The organism is Arthrobacter sp. S39 (genome assembly GCF_004320525.1).
Taxonomy (GTDB): domain Bacteria; phylum Actinomycetota; class Actinomycetes; order Actinomycetales; family Micrococcaceae; genus Arthrobacter.
The window spans coordinates 120,133-136,400 of record NZ_SIHX01000006.1 but is presented as its reverse complement, the minus strand read 5'-3'; the positions used below and the strand labels follow the sequence as shown (position 1 = coordinate 136,400).

The 16,268-nt window shown below is 58.6% G+C and carries 13 protein-coding genes; 5 read left to right on the top strand and 8 right to left on the bottom strand.

The window, feature by feature from the left end; translation table 11 throughout:
* Positions 1 to 380 precede the first annotated feature (380 nt).
* Complete coding sequence (locus EYS21_RS13685) at positions 381 to 1,391, top strand: LacI family DNA-binding transcriptional regulator (RefSeq protein ID WP_131133752.1); 1,011 nt, start codon at positions 381 to 383, stop codon at positions 1,389 to 1,391.
* A gap of 346 nt (positions 1,392 to 1,737) precedes the next feature.
* Here the strand turns inward: EYS21_RS13685 and EYS21_RS13680 are convergent, their stop codons facing one another.
* From EYS21_RS13680 to EYS21_RS13645, 8 genes are all read right to left on the bottom strand, one after another.
* The gene (locus EYS21_RS13680) at positions 1,738 to 2,139 is read right to left on the bottom strand and encodes a hotdog fold domain-containing protein (protein ID WP_131133751.1); all 402 of its coding nucleotides are present in this window, start codon (positions 2,137 to 2,139) and stop codon (positions 1,738 to 1,740) included.
* Positions 2,140 to 2,190: 51 nt separating this feature from the next.
* Positions 2,191 to 3,219, bottom strand: a complete 1,029-nt coding sequence (locus EYS21_RS13675; RefSeq protein WP_131133750.1) for an oligopeptide/dipeptide ABC transporter ATP-binding protein — start codon at positions 3,217 to 3,219, stop codon at positions 2,191 to 2,193.
* The gene (locus tag EYS21_RS13670) at positions 3,212 to 4,258 is read right to left on the bottom strand and encodes an ABC transporter ATP-binding protein (protein WP_131133749.1); all 1,047 of its coding nucleotides are present in this window, start codon (positions 4,256 to 4,258) and stop codon (positions 3,212 to 3,214) included. The genes EYS21_RS13675 and EYS21_RS13670 overlap by 8 nt, the downstream gene beginning before the upstream one ends.
* 70 nt (positions 4,259 to 4,328) lie before the next feature.
* Entirely contained in the window at positions 4,329 to 5,864 is a 1,536-nt protein-coding gene (locus tag EYS21_RS13665) for an ABC transporter substrate-binding protein (RefSeq protein ID WP_131133748.1), read from the bottom strand.
* Between the two features lie 26 nt (positions 5,865 to 5,890).
* A complete protein-coding gene (locus EYS21_RS13660; RefSeq protein ID WP_131133747.1) occupies positions 5,891 to 6,742 on the bottom strand; it encodes an ABC transporter permease in 852 nt (283 codons plus the stop codon).
* A complete protein-coding gene (locus tag EYS21_RS13655; protein WP_131133746.1) occupies positions 6,739 to 7,650 on the bottom strand; it encodes an ABC transporter permease in 912 nt (303 codons plus the stop codon). The genes EYS21_RS13660 and EYS21_RS13655 overlap by 4 nt, the downstream gene beginning before the upstream one ends.
* Positions 7,651 to 7,659: 9 nt before the next feature.
* Positions 7,660 to 8,511, bottom strand: a complete 852-nt coding sequence (locus tag EYS21_RS13650; RefSeq protein ID WP_207307768.1) for an enoyl-CoA hydratase/isomerase family protein — start codon at positions 8,509 to 8,511, stop codon at positions 7,660 to 7,662.
* Entirely contained in the window at positions 8,504 to 10,630 is a 2,127-nt protein-coding gene (locus tag EYS21_RS13645; protein WP_165478316.1) for an acetate--CoA ligase family protein, read from the bottom strand. The genes EYS21_RS13650 and EYS21_RS13645 overlap by 8 nt, the downstream gene beginning before the upstream one ends.
* A gap of 974 nt (positions 10,631 to 11,604) precedes the next feature.
* On the opposite strand from EYS21_RS13645, the gene EYS21_RS13635 reads away from it, so the two are divergent.
* The 4 genes from EYS21_RS13635 to EYS21_RS13620 all read left to right on the top strand — a co-directional run bounded on the left by EYS21_RS13635 (position 11,605) and on the right by EYS21_RS13620 (position 15,817).
* On the top strand, positions 11,605 to 12,099 hold the full coding sequence (locus tag EYS21_RS13635; RefSeq protein WP_207307767.1) for a MarR family winged helix-turn-helix transcriptional regulator: 495 nt from the start codon (positions 11,605 to 11,607) through the stop codon (positions 12,097 to 12,099).
* A gap of 120 nt (positions 12,100 to 12,219) precedes the next feature.
* Entirely contained in the window at positions 12,220 to 13,026 is an 807-nt protein-coding gene (locus tag EYS21_RS13630; RefSeq protein ID WP_131133744.1) for an MBL fold metallo-hydrolase, read from the top strand.
* Complete coding sequence (locus EYS21_RS13625; RefSeq protein ID WP_131133743.1) at positions 13,017 to 13,451, top strand: nuclear transport factor 2 family protein; 435 nt, start codon at positions 13,017 to 13,019, stop codon at positions 13,449 to 13,451. Before EYS21_RS13630 ends, EYS21_RS13625 begins: the two co-directional genes overlap by 10 nt.
* Positions 13,452 to 14,500: 1,049 nt before the next feature.
* On the top strand, positions 14,501 to 15,817 hold the full coding sequence (locus tag EYS21_RS13620; RefSeq protein WP_242633424.1) for an MFS transporter: 1,317 nt from the start codon (positions 14,501 to 14,503) through the stop codon (positions 15,815 to 15,817).
* The last annotated feature ends 451 nt before the right edge of the window (positions 15,818 to 16,268 follow it).

Genomic DNA, 16,268 nt, shown 5'->3' with positions numbered 1-16,268 from the left:
TGACACGCGCTGGATTGACACGCGCTGGCGGCGGCATAAACAGCCAAGTCGGGTGTGCCCCGATAAGTTGCCGTACGGCGCGTCAACTGGGATTGTCGGCGAGTAACACCTGCCGCCAATTGCGACATCGCTCGTTTCATCAGACGCGGTCTCCACCCGGAACGCGCGCAGGTCTCCCCTCACGATGGCCTCTTGGGTCACTGCGCGGGAAACGCCTCGCAGCGCGATCCATCCAGCTGGACGACCAGCAGCACTTCAGAAAAATCGAGTGCCGCGCCGACCTGCTCCGTCTACCGGAGCATCGCCCCGTGTTCGACGCTACGCTGTGTTGAGGAAGACCGGCCGTTACGACAGACCGGCCGAAAATAACACCGAGGAGCATGTTGAAAACACGCACTAGTAGGGACATTGCGGTGCTCGCGGGCGTCTCTCAGACCACCGTTTCGCGTGTGCTTCAGAACCGCAACAATGTGCGCGAGGAGACACGGGCAAAAGTCCTTAGGGTGCTCGAAGAAACGGGATACGTCGCGAATCAGCAGGCGCGTTCAATGCGAATGCGTAAGTCCGGCAATATTGGCGTGGTCACTGGACGGATCAAGAATCCCTTCTATCCGGAACTTTTAAGCGGGTTGGCACAGAGCGTCGCATCGACAGACCACCGAATGGTGCTCTGGACGGCCGACTCTCCCACGGGCGATGCAGCTGCCATTGAGGCGATCCAATCGGGTTCCATCGAGGGCCTCATTTTTACGACTGCAACGACAGACTCTTCGGTTCTCGATCGTGCACTCACTCTGAACCTGCCAATCGTGCTCACGAACCGATCTATTCGAGGTATTCAGTGTGATCAGGTAACCAGCGACAACGTCTCGGGGGGCCGCAGGGTAGCCAGATATTTCCGAAAGCATGGGCGCTCTCGTATGGCAGTGGTGGGGGGTTTGGAGAACATTAGTACCGGGCAGGAGCGGCGGGAAGGGTTCTTTGCGCAGTGCGAGGAGGACGCGATTTCCCTGGCGCCCGAACTGCAGTTAATGTGCGATTTTACGCATGAGGATGCCCGACGTGTTGGCTTGGAGATCTTGCAGAAAGACGATCGACCGGATGCAGTTTTTTGCGTCAATGACTTGATCGCCTTCGGGGTGCGGGATGCTGCGGAGGTGCTAGGAATTCGCGTTCCTGAGGACCTCTGGATCGTTGGTTTCGACAACATCGAGAGTTCCGCCTGGGACAGGATGAGCCTCACGACGGTTGCCCAGCCAATCAGCGAAATGGCGGCCATCTCCCTGGACCTGTTGCTGAAACGGATCGAAGACCCCGCACGCCCCTTTGAACATCAAAAATTTCTGGGCGATCTTATCCCTCGGAACACCACCGCATATTCCCCAGAATGACTCGCTGCGGGTCTGTTTCCCTGCTTCTTCACGGCTGGAAGCGGCTTTAGAGGATCGGCACGTCACGCCCGGACCCGTGTCCGCGCCGACGGCCTTCAACCCATAGAAGGCCGGCCACCAACCTGGGAGGCCGGCCAACACCCTACTGTCAACGGCCATTATGTTCTGCCTAACGGCGGCCAGTTGAAGTGCCCGCTGGTGGCCAGTAAAACTGTCCGGTGATGGAATCGCCTCCACTGGGTGCCCGAAGCCCTCCCAAGACCACCCAGCCTCAACAGGGGGTACTTAAGGGATTGTCAGCGCTTAATCCAGGGTGGCGGCTTAGGGCAATTCGGATCTGTAGGCGTCAGCTGTCTTCCGCGAAATCTTGCCTGGGCGCGACTATGACCAACTCGCCTTGGGCGACAAGTTCAGGTGTTGAGAGGTATTCGCCCTTTGATGTTTTGCCTTCCTCCAAAGTGGTGCGCACCAGGACGTGCACGGAGGCGCGCATACGTCGTGAGCGGTTGCCAACTTTCAACATCTCACACCGCACCTCGATGAAGTCGCCGACGTCGCAGACTGATCGGAAGTCCACGTTTTCCCATCGAGCGACCAGTCCGGCCGTTTCCCCGCGCTGCAGATTCAGCAAGGCACCAGCATCCGACATCAAACCCATGTACGTTGCTGCGGGAATGGTCGTGCTTGCATACGTGGTGTCAGCAGCCCGCAGCCGCATCCGAAGTGTTGCTATTTCAGGCTTGTCCATGTTCTTGGGATCTTTCTGTTCTAGGTGGAGTGTGCAGGGTTGCCGCCTGGATCACTCCGGGTGGAAGCAGGCAAACTGATGTGCGGGATCGAGGTCGTTCGCCAGCTCAGGTTGTTTCTCGCCGCAGATCTCAGTTGCCTTCCAGCACCTGGTCCGGAATGCGCAGCCTGTCGGGACGTCCAGTGGTGAGGGCAAATCACCTTGAAGGGAAATCCTGTCCCGGGCCTCAATGTCGGGATCGGGTGTTGGTGCGGCCGCGAGAAGCGCCTTGGTGTAGGGATGCTTCGGGGATTCGAAGACGCTATCAGCTGGACCTGATTCCACGATCCTGCCAAGATACATGACCGCCACATAGTCCGAGATTGTCCTGACGACACTCAGGTTGTGCGCGATAAACACGTACGAAACGCCGAGCTCGTTCTGCAGGTCTTTTAGCAAGTTGATCACCTGCGCCTGGATGGATACGTCCAGAGCTGAGACTGGTTCGTCACAGATGATCACTTCGCAGCCTGCGGCAAGGGAGCGGGCGAGCCCGACCCTTTGTTGCTGTCCACCCGAAAGTTGCGCCGGATAGCGAGTGGCCATTTCTTGAGGAAGCCCAACTTGGGCCATCAATTCGTGAACGCGTGCGGTTTTCTGTTTCTTCGTCTGTTTGCCACGCAGTACGTCCAGAGGCTCCCGGATACTCCGCTCGATTGTCATCCGGGGGTCCAACGATGTGAACGGAGACTGGAAGACCATCTGCACCCGGCGGAGCAGGTCCTTGCGTCGTGGGGCAGATGCCGTGGCCAGGTCTTCGTCGAGAACTCGAAGGGTGCCGGTCGTCGGCTGATCAAGTCCGACGAGAATGCGTGCGAGCGTGGACTTTCCGCATCCTGATTCGCCAACGACACCAACTGTCTTTCCTTTCGGGACCACGAGATCGACACCCCGTACGGCTTGAAGGGTTCGACCGCTTTTGAGTCCCGAACTACCAAGATGGAATGATTTTGTAATACCCCTCGCCTCCAGCGCCGCGGGCTCCACTGTGTCCGCCACCGAGGGAAATTCCGTGCTGGCTGCAATGTTTTGACTACGCACGCTTGGTCTCCTGACGTGGTTCGGTGATGTTCTCTGCCCAGAACCGACAGGCAGTCGCTTGGGAAGGGCTTATTTCGAGAAGCGGTGCCGGCGCTTGGGAGCACTCGTCCCGGGCGTAGTGACATCGCGGATGGAATCGGCAACCCTGCGGTAGCTGACCCGGGGTGGGCGGGAATCCAGCGATGGAGAACAATCGCTCATCGCCTTGGTCCATTCGTGGCATCGCACGCAACAGCGCTTCAGTGTACGGATGAACGGGTTTCCTGAACACCTCGCGGACCCCGCCTGATTCCACGACAGTTCCCGAATACATGACCAGTACCCGTTCTGCTACTCGTGCCACTACTCCCATGTCGTGGGTGATGATGATCAGAGCCATTCCGAGATCTTTGCGAAGCCTGTTGAGCAGATCGAGAACCTGCGCCTGGATGGTGACGTCCAGAGCTGTCGTTGGCTCGTCCGCGATAAGGATGTCCGGATCGAGCACAAGGCCCATGGCGATGAGCGCCCGCTGACGCATTCCTCCTGAAAACTCGTGAGGGTAGTCGTTCAAGCGACTGGCCGCCGCTGGGATGCCGACGAGGTCGAGCAGCTCCGTAGCCCGACGATTGGCATCTTTGCGGCTCATGCCCCGGTGCACCATCAACGGCTCGGTTATCTGGAATCCGACAGTAAGCGAAGGGTTCATTGCCGCCAGAGCATCCTGGGCGATTAGGGATATTCGCTCGCCTCGAATTTTTCGCATGTCCTTTTTGCTGAGCGACAGAAGTTCCTGGCCTTCAAGGTGGACGCTGCCAGACACTGCGATGTTGTGGTTACCCGCGTGAAGTCCCAACAGCGCCTGCATCGATACGGATTTGCCCGAACCGGATTCGCCGACGATCGCCAGTGACTCACCGGCCATCAACTGGAAGCTGAGGTGGTCAACGACATTGAACGACACCCCTTGTCCGTTGATCTGCACTGACAGGTTGTTGACGTCAAAGAGCGCCGCTGTCTTGTTCTCAGTTCCATTCGGCTCTGTACCCAATGCGTACATGGTTTTTCTCTCTCCTCCGTTGGCCGGCCGCCCGACAGGCGGCCGGCCAACAGTCATTTACGACTGGGAATTACTTGAGCCCAATAGCGTCGAGGTCCAAGTTGTCACCGAAAGCCGGCTTCCAATCGATCTTGTCGCTCTCACCCCACAGGGCTTCGGTCTGCCACATAGCGCCAATGACGTAGTTGTCATGAACCACCTTTTGGGCTTCCTTCCAGAGAGCCGTTGACCGTGCCTCGTCGACCTCTGTCCCCGCAGCGGCGGCAAGTTTCTCGTACTCCGAAAGTTCACTGACCCTGATTGACCCTGGCATCAGGAAGGAGTTCATCTTGCTTGCTTCTGCCTCGCCGAAGTCCCACCCGACCATGTAGAACGGGCCGGCGCTCTTGGAGTTAATTTGCTGGATCAGGCGCCCCCATTCGACAGTTTGGGGCGTGATCTTGAAGCCTGCGTCGTCCAACTGCTTGTTGATGTATGCGTAGATCTGCTTGTCGGACTCGTAGCGGCCGTCCGATGTCTTCGTCTGGAGCGGCAAACCGTTGGGGTAGCCGGCCTCGATCAGGAGTTGCTTGGCGGCAGCCGGGTCGTATTCGTAAGGTTTGATGGTGTCGTCGTACTGCTTCACTCCTGGCGATAGCGGTGCGCCCAGAGGACGGCCATAGCCCTTGAGGAGGCCCTCCACGAAACCGGAAACGTCTATTGACTTAGCGAACGCTTCGCGGACCTTGGGGTTATCAAAGGGTGCCTGACGCGTATCAAGCAGGATGGTGTGGACCAGTCCCTCCTCGCTTCGCTCGACCCGGACTCCGTCCTGCTGCTCGACCCGATCAACATCGGAGATCGGTACCCGCTGGATGATGTCCACTTCACCGGAGAGCAAGGAGTTGACCCTGGTTGCCGACTCGGGAATGAAGGTAAATGTGGCCTTCTTTACCGCCGGCTTTGTCCCCCAATACTCGGGATTCTCCGACAGTTCGATTGACTGCCCCTTCTGCCAGTTCGATAGAACGTAGGGGCCCGTGCCTACCGGCTTGCTTGCAACCTCTTCGGGAGTACTTTCACTGAACAACTTCGGCGGAACGATGAAGATACGGCCTGAGCCCCCGACCGGCTGCATGCGTTTCGGAAGTACCGGGTCGGGCCTCTTTGTGTGGATATTGACCGTCGTATCGTCCACGATCTCGACGGTCTCGATCGAGGCGATCTGCGAAGCGCTGGGCGAGTTGGTCTTGGGATCCAGCATGCGGTCGATCGAGTACTTGACCGCCGCGGCGTTGAACGGCTCCCCGTTGGAGAACTTAATGCCCTCCCGCAGTTTGAACTGCCACGTTTTCGGGTCAATCAGTTCGTAGGACTCCGCGAGCTTGGGGACCAGTTCCCGAGTCTTCGGATCCATGTCGAGCAACGTTTCATAAATCTGCGACATCATGATGATGTCCGGGCCATTGGTCGACCGCCCCGGATCCAGGTTGTCCAGGCCGGCGCTGAGGCCGATCTTGATCTCACCGTTCGAGCTCGAAGCCGCGTCCCCGCCCCCACAGGCCGCAAGCCCCACCACTAAACCAACAGCTCCTAAAGCTGCCGTTACCTTCTTGAAGAAACTCACAATGTGCCTTTCATAGTTACTGTTCTCTATCGCTTGGAGTCTGGGTTTAGCCCGTCCCGGACCGACTCCCCGACAAGGTTTACGCTGAGTACCAGAAGAAAAATTACGAAACCAGGAATACCGGTCAGCCACCAAGCGGTGACAATGTAGTCCCTTCCGTCGCTGAGGATTTGTCCCCAGTCAGGTGAGCTGGAGGGCACGGACAAGCCGACAAAGCCCAGCCCGGAGATCACGACAATTGCTGTTCCAAAAGCAAACGTCGAGAGGACGATGACGGTCGGCATGACATTCGGGAGTACATGCGAAATGATGCTCCTGAGGGAGCTACCTCTCATGACTTTTACCGCTTGGATGTACTCCAGCTGCCGGATCTGTACGGTCTCGGAGTAAATTACTCGAGCAAATTCCACCCACGTGCCTAGGGCCACGACCAAGACGACGATCCAAAAGTTGGGGCTGAGGATGCCGACCACCGTCAGTGCCAGGAGGAAGAACGGGAAAGCCAACTGCATGTTGGTCAGGAGCACAAGGACGTCTCCAAGACGGCCGCCGACGAACCCGCCGATCATGCCAAGAGCAGTACCGGCCAGGGCGCCGATCAGAACGGCCAGCGCAGCAATGGCGATGATGTTTTGCGCTCCGGCGAGGATCAGCGAGAGCATGTCCCTGCCAAGGGCGTCCGTTCCCAGAACATGGACGCCCGCCGCCGAGCTCGAGCCTGGTTCCAGAAGTCGCGCAGTCAAGGTCTGGACGCTGGGGTCTTGGGGTGCCATCATAGGGCCGAAGATGGCCATAATGATGAAGGCAGCCAAGGTAAGCCCGGCCCCGACAATCATGAATTTCGAAGCGGTGTTGTTCTTGAGCTTGAGATACTTCATCGCAGCCTCGGATTAATTTGCCGGATAACGACTTCGGTCAGAACCGTGACGACCGCGAAAATCATTGCCACGTAGGCTACGATCCCTTGGACTACTGGAAAGTCACTCCTGCTGATCGAATTGATCACCAGGGTTCCAATCCCTGGCCACGAAAACACGGTTTCAGTCAACACTGCTCCGCCCAGTAGGGCCCCGAGCTGAAGGCCGGAGAGTGCCACCACGGGAACTAGCGCGTTGCGCATCACGTGCACGGTCACGACACGAAACTCGCCGAGTCCTTTGCTGCGGGCCGTTTTGACGTAGACGGCCGGGAGGATCTCGATTACGGAAGACCTCGTCAGCCGGGCAATGGTGGGGAATAGGTAAAGGGCCAGGGTTACGGTCGGCAGCACCAGATGCGCGGCACTTCCTGTCCCATACGTTGGGAACCAATGAAGCTTGGCTGCGAACACCTGCAGAAGCAGGATCGCCGCCCAAAAGGTCGGAATCGAGTTACCGAAGACGCTGACGAATTGGACTGCACGATCGATCACACCTCCCCTGCGGATGGCAGCCAAGGCCCCGAGAGGGATGGCCAACAAGAGGGTTGTAATGAACGACGCAGCAGCCAAGAGCGCAGTGTTTGGAAGATACCGCAGCACAATCGATGAGACGGATGCGGAATCGAAGTAGGATGCCCCAAAGTCTCCCCTGGCCGCACCGGCCAAGTACGAAAAGTACTGTTCAAGGATCGGGCGGTCCAACCCAAGGGACGTGCGGAGCGCGGCCCGCTGTTCCTCAGTGGCTTCCTGGGGGAGGATGATGCTCGTGGGGTCCCCGCTTAGCCGCACCAGGAAGAAGGTCAAGGAGATCGCGGCAAACACCACGATGAGGCCTAACCCCAAGTGTTTGAGAAGGAGTCTGGTCATGGGACTCTCCTACGCCCGTGAGTCCAGATATTTGAAGTACTCAGAGCGCCACTTTGCCGCAGCAGCGGGGCCATCATCCTCGACCCGGCGTTTGAACTCTTGAGTTACCTCATCCGAGAAGTCTGAAAGATGCACGACGCTCTCGACCCAACCATTGATGTGCGGAACCATACCCGCAACTTCGTAGGCGCGGTTGATCCCTTGCTTGCCCAATCGGACGGCCCCGGTGGGAACCTTGCACAGCCGGTCAGCGACTGCCGCGACGCGGGCCTCGAAACGGTCATCAGGCACGACCTCGGAGACCAACCCGATGCGATGCGCCTCTGTTGCGCTCATCCGATCGCCAAGAAGTAGGACCTGCTTGGCTTGTTTGTGATTCATCATCCAAGGGACCATGAGGAACGCTGAACCTGATCCGAAGAGGATCTCGGGTAGGCCCAACTCGCATGACTCTGAGGCGATAGTGAAGTCAGTAGGCAAGACCAGCTCGAAAGCGCCGGCCAGGCAATACCCGTGGACAGCTGCGATCACAGGCTTGGTACAGTTCCAAATGGCCCAACGCGTCCTGTTCGAACCTGTATGGTAGCTCGCGATGCGGCTCTCGGAATCTTTCTCAGCCACCTGCTGGGCCAGATCAAATCCTGCGGAGAAGGCTCTGCCTTCACCCTTGATCAGGACCGCCCGGCATGACGGGTCCTTGTCTGCAGCCCGGACAAGGTCCCCAATCTTCTCGTAGATTTCATACGTCAGGGCGTTCAACTTCTCGGGCCGGTTGAGCGTAATCGTCAGCAGACCGCCGGACTGCTCGTGGAGGAGATGCTGCTCGCTGCGTGTTGCCAGTGTCGTCACAGAATCAGTCACCCGTGCCACCTCCTACGGCTATGGATGCATCGACGGCAACCAGGTCCTGACCAGATGAAATCAGGGGGTTGATCTCGACGCTTTCAATGGATTCGTTTGCCATGCAGAGTTTCAGGGTCGACCGCACGATCTCGTAGAGTGCGTCGAGATCAACCGCGGGATTTCCTCGCCATTCCGCGAAGTAGTCCGACAAGGGCGAGCTCTCGATGGCGCGGCGGAAGTCAGCTTCGTCGAACGGTGCCACGAGGATGATCGTCCTGGCTGCGACCTCGGTCAGGAGACCTCCGATGCCTACGACGGCGATGTGACCGAAGGCTGCATCTTTTCGAACACCGACAAGCAGTTCCCGGTCCCCGCTAATCTGCTTGGCGACGCTAAGGCTGGACCCCTCCTGGGCCAGCTCGTCTTTGAACGAAGTTTCCATCTCCGCGAATGCCGCTGCGACGTCACCAGCATTTCGAAGCCCAAGACGGACTCCACCAAGCTCAGACTTGTGGGCGACATCCTTCAACTGCGCCTTGAGCACTACGGGATAGCCGAAACCATCGGCTGCCTCCACTGCCTCCTTTGCCGTGGAAATCAGCCGGTGAGGAGCAGACTTAATGCCAACCTGTTCGAGCAACTTAGCTGAAGCTACTTCAGTTAGTGTCCCGTCCGCGTGCGCCGTAAGTTCTGGCGAAGAATCAGGCAGGTCGCTGTACTCACCCGCCAGTTCGGGAAGTTCTGTCATCAGTGCGCGCGTCCGCAGGCTAGCCAGTGCGATTCCCGCCTCGGGCAGGGACCCGAAGCACGGAATGCCCGCTTGACGCATCGCGCTGAACTCGGGCGATGACCGCCGAGCGAAAGGTGTGTAGAAGACGATGGGCTTGCCCAACTTCTTCTGGAGCGTTCCCAGAAGGGGCGCAGCGGTTTCCCACGTCAACCCGTTCGCGTCGACGAGGTCCTTGACAAAGCCCTGCCCGTAAAGGCCGTATGACAGGCCACCATCGAAGGCGTCGGTGGACAAGGGGTACTCCATCAACCGGGCAAACATCGTCAGATCAGTGGTGAAGCCTCCCGTCATGTCGACAGGGTTCAGCATGGGTGCCCACGGCGGCAGGTGCTCTGACATGAAATCGACTACGTGTTGCTCGAACTGGGGCACTGCCAATCCTGCGAGTTCAACAGAGTCTGCGCCTATAGTTGAGTGCCCGCCTCCGGAACCTACCACCGCGATCCTGTCTGACTTCAGAGTGGGGCAACGCAAGAGTGCTTCGGTCACGGCAAGTACATGGTCCAGGCTCTCCACCTGAATGACCCCAGACTGTGCAAACGCTGCAGCATAGATGTCCCGGGGTGCCGACAACCGGGCGGTGTGCGAGGCTGCGGCCCGGCGGCCACCGTTGGTAACACCACCCTTGATAGCGACAATGGGCTTCTTCCGCGCAGCTCGCCGGCATGAGTTCACGAACGATAGCCCCGCGCCGTCCTGAAGGCTCTCGACGTAAAGGACGATCACTTCGATGGACGGGTCGTCCGCCATGTAGTCCACGTACTCTGACATGGAGATATCCGCCTGGTTACCCACGCTGACGAAGGCACCGATGCCCATGCCGTAATCCGGAGCGGCATCAATCAATGTGTGGGCGATGTTTCCACTCTGCGAAATCAGCCCGATTGAACCCTTGGGGATCCCGTTCAAATCCGTAAGGTTGAGCGAATTCTTTGCATGGAAGATGCCCATGCAGTTCGGGCCAACGACCCGCATACCACGTTCATTGACATCCTTGACCATCTGCCGCTGCGTCTCTGCGCCATCAAGGCTCATTTCAGCGAATCCTGCTGTGAAAACGATGGCATTTCGGGCCCCCGCTTCCGCCGCGTCGATGAGTGCCTGGGGCGTGCGGCTGATGCCTACGGCGCTGAAGACGAGGTCAGGCACCTCGGGAAGGTCCTTTATGGACGCATAGATTTTGGTTCCTTCGAACTCCCCCTCAGACCGTCCGATGGCGTATACGGGTCCTTCGAAACCGCCGTCATGCAGTTCATGGAGGATTTTGTTACCTCCCGACGCTCGGGTGGGTGAAACCCCGAAAACAACTACATTCTTGGGGTTGAAAAGTGAATCGAGCTGAGACACTGAAGTTCCTATCATCTATGGGTTGCGCGGGTGTTGACTTCTGGACGGTCCACCCAAGGGTTGCTGCCGTGGATGCCCCGCCAGAAACTACGGCTTGGTAGCGCCACTTCTTCAGCCTGTGATTCTGGTTACGTATTCACGGTGACTACGTAATCATGAACTTAGGGACACGATGATGTCAACCCTTTTCGACTTTTTGCTGTCATTTTGGTTACGTAGTCATCCCTTGTTACATAAGGAAATGAGGCAGTTCAGCGCCAGAGATCCCTCCTGAGCTGCTGTGACGTGACGGAGGGGCTGAAGCGAATGGCGTTTTGATGTCCATCTGCCGTAAGGCCGTAGCGAAGTCACCCGGCATGCGTGTGGTTGTACAAGCTCCACGGGCATCCGGTTTTGAGGTCCGTCATCGTGAGCCGCACCGTCAGCCGGATCCGGTGATGCCCTTTTGGCCGTCCTTGCGGCCGAGGCCTAAACAGAAGGGAACGCGTCTCTCGTAGTGACTACTGACGGGCGGCCGTGTCTGTGACTTGTTCGGCCCATCCCACGGCGTCGACAAGATGTCCCTCGCTGGGGAGTGATTGCTGTTCGGCCGCGGTTAGTTTGTCGTATGTGTAGGCGGCGATGGCCAGGTGGAGGTCGATCGACCCTCACGCCGGAACGGGCGCGACGGCAGCGGTGTTCCAAAAGCCGCGCTTGCCCGTGCTAACGGGACCAGCAGGGAGACCAGTACCTGCGCCACCCCAATCTTGAGTGACGCCCTCCCCTGCCAGCACAGCCGTAATGCGTTAAGAACACCCTCGACCGGCTTGACGAAAGGTCGATCATCGGCCTTGAAATGGGCGGGGAAGTGCCCGTAAAAAGGGCCGTCTCTAACCTCCGATGACGGATCTGTCAGCCCCGTCAACCCTGACCATGGCCCAGCCCAGTCTGCCCGTTCGAACGACCCATGGTCCGCTGCGGTTTAGTGTTGGACTGTGAGCGGTGTGATGGAATTCGAGTCCGGCCAAGAGGCTGCCAATGATTATCGCGTTTTGGTTTTCGGGCGTCTCCTGGGCGCGGCGAACCGGCTTGAGTACCTCTTGGGGCGTGACCTGGAGCAGGAATTCGGTATCAGTCATTCCGTTTTTGAACTTCTGCTTCTGGCGGGGAGGGCCGGTACTGAGGGAATCCCGGTGCGGGACATCGCCCAGGCCCGGGTACTGACCTCCGGCGGAGCCACCCGGCTGGTGCAGCGCGCGTCAGCGCTGGGCCTGATCGAACGCAGGAACTCTGCTTCTGACGCCCGGGTCCAGCTGATCCGTCTCTCTCCACACGGCGAAGACGTGCTCCTTCGCGCCAGTGCCCGCCATGTAGAAAACATCGAACGGCACCTCCTCAGCCTGCTTTCACCCGCGGAGTCGGAGGTATTCTCGGCTGCCGTGAAAAAGATCAGCAAGCACGCCGCGCGGGAGCTGCCGATCATGCCTTGACTATTTTGGGCCCAACCCTCGGGAATAGCTGACTGGTCAGCTATGTTGGATCTGAGTGAGCGTGCCTTGCGCGACTCGTCCCGGACATTTTCCGGGGACATCCGAGAAAGGTTCACCAACATGTCACTGAATTTTGAGGTTTTCGATCTCGACTTCCCCGCAGGTTCACCCAACAAGTCAGCAACGTTGATTACCGGCCCCTCAAAGGCTCTCCTCGTGGACGCCGGCTTTACACGGGCTGATGGCCACCGGCTGGTTGCGGCGGTCCTGGACTCCGGCAAGGACCTGGAAACGGTCTTCATCAGCCACGCCGACCCCGATTACTACTTCGGCCTGGAAGCAATTGCCGACGCGTTCCCGAATGCCACGATCCTGGCGACCCCCATCGTGATAGACCACATCCAGGCAACCTACGAGGGCAAGCTCAAGGCCTGGGCCGCGTTGGGGGCCAACCTTCCAACGCGCCTGGCCACGATCACCCCCCTGACCGCGGACGCCATCGAACTTGAGGGGCACCGCTTCGAACTCCGGGGCGGCTCAGAGACCCTCCCCGACAGGCACTACCTCTACAACGCGGCCCACAATGCAGTCGTCGGCGGAGTCCTGGTCTTCCAGGAGGAACACGTGTGGACCGCAGACACCGCAACTCCCGAACAGCGCTCGGCATGGATCGAGCTCCTTGACCAGATGCAGGCCCTGAACCCGGAGCTCGTCATCGCAGGGCACCGACTGCCGGGAACCGCCAACGACGCCTCGGGTATCGACTACACCCGGTCCTACCTCCAGGAATTCGAGCGGATCCTCGCCCGCTCAGCGGACGGGGCGTCTGTCACGGCTGCCCTAATCGAAAGCCATCCGAACTCCGGGATGCTCATTGCCGCGCAAATCGGGCCCAAGGTCGCCAAAGGGGAAATGACATGGGGCTGAACGGTACTACCGAGCCCGTCCCGTCAACCCAGCCCCGCGACGTCGTCCGCCGGCAGTACATTGCATCAGCAGCTGGTGACCTCGAAGCGCTCCGCGCCACCATGGCCCCGGATGTCGAGTGGACGGAGATGGCCGGCTTCCCCCTCGCCGGAACCTACCGGACACCCGCGGGAGTCACATCAAACGTCATGGAAATCCTGGGCCGGGACTGGGATGACTGGACCGCCCACGACGACACCTACATCGTCGAAGGCGAAAACGTGGTGGTCCTGGCCAGATATACCGCCCAGCACCGGGCCACCGGAAAACCCTTGAACGTCCGCGTGGCCCACCACTTCATCGTTCGCGGCGGACTCATCGTCCGCTTCGAACAGTTCGTCGACACCGCAAAAGTCGCCGAAGCAAGCCAACCAACAGCCGGCTGACTCCCCTGGATGCGATGATGCGGCAACAATGCAGGGAGTCCCCTCATTCGCCACCATGGTGATGCGCTACATTTCAGGACGAACAAAAGCGCGCCGGAGGCAGGGCACCACGAGGTCCCTGCCCTACGCACCGGTCGGAGTGGCGCATTCCCCTCTGACCGGTGCGGCGAGAACCCAACTGGTGCGAGAGGAGCTCGTGTCCCGCTTCAGTCAGTAGAGAATGGATCGATCAACTGCACGGAAGGACAGTAATTCGTCAAGGGCCCCGCGCTCAAGCTTGGCCACCCATCCGGGATCCGTCAACAGTGCCCGGCCGCAAGCAACCAGATCGAATTCCCCTTGGGAAAACCGTTCCACAATCCCGTCAAGACTTACCGTCTTGGCCCGGCCGTGGAGTCGTGAATCACAGGGGAGTGACCTGCGCTTTGTGCGGTCGCCTACGGTACAGGGGCAGCCGGGTCCGCGCAGGACGACGTTGTCCTGTCACTTACTGACCCTCCCCGTGCGGACATGATTGGGGCGTCTGCCTGGACATAAGCGTCATGGAAAACGCGGGAGTCTCTGGCGAGCCTAACCTTGCCGATGATCGAAGTGGTCGGGGCAACAAAAGCTGATTCACGAATCTCTGGGGGCATTGTCTAGTTTTATGTAGCAGCCCTATCCACGCCAGCCAAGCCCTTAACGTTGCTTAACAACGGCCACTCAGCATGTAATGAGAGTCACACCCGGCCGCATGCCAGGGATGTAATCAACTCCAGTTCCGTGGTCACAAGTTTGCCCAGCGAGACCGTGGCGTCAGTAAAAGAAGGGCTGAAATCGGACGATGAACCACGCAATAAACACTCGTCGGTTTCTTCCTGGCGACTGGCACGGCGGGAACCGCGGGTCCGAGGTCACCGATGGGTTCTCCCGGCCCTGCAGGGCGTCCAGGGGCCAGCTACGGCACGGATTCGATCCCTGCAGCGGCCGCTGAAAAAGTAGAAAACTGAGCCATCAGATTTCAGGAATGCTTCGAAGAAGCAACCCCTCACGAAAGGCTAATAACGTCCATGCTGACTAAGACCGCAACGATGCGTTCTCCGCAGGTTATTAATGCACTGATAATTAGAAAAATAATGCCCTTGCTGATAGGCGCATACATTCTCGCGTTTTTGGACCGAACCAATATCGGCATGGCCAAAGATCGCATGGAGATTGACCTTGGTATATCGGCGACTGCTTTCGGTATTGGCGCCGGGCTCTTCTTTATTACATACGCCTTGTCGGAGATACCCTCCAACCTGATCATGCACAAGGTGGGTGCACGGTTTTGGATCATGAGGATCATGATCACCTGGGGACTGATATCTGCCTGCATGGCTTTTGTTCAGGATGAGTGGTCCTTTTACATCTTGCGCATGCTTCTTGGCGTTGCCGAGGCAGGCCTTTTCCCGGGCGTCATGTACCTCCTCACCCAGTGGTTTGTCGTTCAAGACAGAGCGAAAGTAATCGGTCTCTTCCTGCTCGGGGTTGTTATCGCGAATATTGTCGGTGCACCACTCGGCGGTATTCTGCTCACTCTGGATGGCATGGCTGGACTCCACGGCTGGCAGTGGATGTTCATTATCGAGGGCCTCCCGGCATGTGGGCTCGCCTTCGTTGTGTGGAAGTACCTTCCCAATAAGCCATCGGACGCCACGTTCCTCACACCTGAAGAAGCGAACGACCTCGAGACACGAATCTCAACTGAGGAAAAGGCGGGAGCGGCTCACGCCGGAATCACCAAACTGCGTCATGTCGTCAAAGACCGGCAAATCCTTCTCGTTGTCGCAATCTACTTCACTCATCAGATAGCGGTCTACGCCCTGAGCTTCTTCCTCCCGTCAATCATCGGAACCTACGGCAATCTCAGCTCCGTCCAAATCGGCCTGCTTACAGCTATTCCCTGGATCTTCTGCGGAATCGGCGCTTTGCTCGTACCCCGATTCGCGACATCACCGCGCCGTTCCAAGGCCATAGCGACGGTGACCTTGGCGGGCGTTTGTGCAGGATTTGCTCTCGGAGCAGTGGGCGGACCCGTTCTCGGCCTGATTGGATTCAGCCTCGCGGCCTTCAACTTCTTCGCCCACCAGTCAGTGCTGTACACATATCCGGCCACAAGAATGGCTGGCTCTACCCTGGCGGCCGGACTGGCGTTTGTGAACACCATAGGCTTGTTTGGAGGTTTCATCGGCCCCTACGTCATGGGACTCATGGAAGATCTTACGGGCAGCAAACTGTCCGGGCTCTGGTTCGTTGTAGCCCTCGTCGCCATCGGCACCGTGCTAACTCTGAGGCTCAAGAGCGGGTCGCGGGCTCCTGAGAAAGTTGTGATCACAGGGCACTAGCGGAGTCGATCGAGAGGCCCGACTTCGAAGGCTTCAAGTCCCCTATTGACGCTCGGATTCCTGCCTTAGGGAATCCCTTCGGGCGAGTAAAGTGCAGAGACAGTAACGGGGTGCCTTGTCCGGAAGGATCCGGACAAGGCACCCCGCATTTCCGTCGGGGTATAACTCATGGTTCTCCACAGTTGCAGCGTTCAGCACTGCGGCTGTCGGCATGCATAACCATCCAAGGTGTGACCACTATCTGCTAGCGCATCCTCAGTGCTTCCAACATGATCCTGTCTGCTGGCCACGAAAGGCCCAGGAAAATTACCCCGCGCATGGTGGTCGTGCGGGAGTCGCGAGAATAAGCGGCAATCCATGCGGATCGTCTCGGCGCAGCAGCTAGCCTGGCCCTTCGCCGCCTACGAGGCACTAGCATATGGTTTTGAACTGCCCTCGTACTCGTCTCGGC

Coding starts and splice junctions, on each gene's coding strand:
- EYS21_RS13685 (WP_131133752.1), top strand. CDS start 381: ATGTTGAAAACACGCACTAGTAGGGACATTGCGGTGCTCGCGGGCGTC.
- EYS21_RS13680 (WP_131133751.1), bottom strand. CDS start 2,139: ATGGACAAGCCTGAAATAGCAACACTTCGGATGCGGCTGCGGGCTGCT.
- EYS21_RS13670 (WP_131133749.1), bottom strand. CDS start 4,258: ATGTACGCATTGGGTACAGAGCCGAATGGAACTGAGAACAAGACAGCG.
- EYS21_RS13660 (WP_131133747.1), bottom strand. CDS start 6,742: ATGAAGTATCTCAAGCTCAAGAACAACACCGCTTCGAAATTCATGATT.
- EYS21_RS13655 (WP_131133746.1), bottom strand. CDS start 7,650: ATGACCAGACTCCTTCTCAAACACTTGGGGTTAGGCCTCATCGTGGTG.
- EYS21_RS13630 (WP_131133744.1), top strand. CDS start 12,220: ATGTCACTGAATTTTGAGGTTTTCGATCTCGACTTCCCCGCAGGTTCA.
- EYS21_RS13625 (WP_131133743.1), top strand. CDS start 13,017: ATGGGGCTGAACGGTACTACCGAGCCCGTCCCGTCAACCCAGCCCCGC.
- EYS21_RS13620 (WP_242633424.1), top strand. CDS start 14,501: ATGCTGACTAAGACCGCAACGATGCGTTCTCCGCAGGTTATTAATGCA.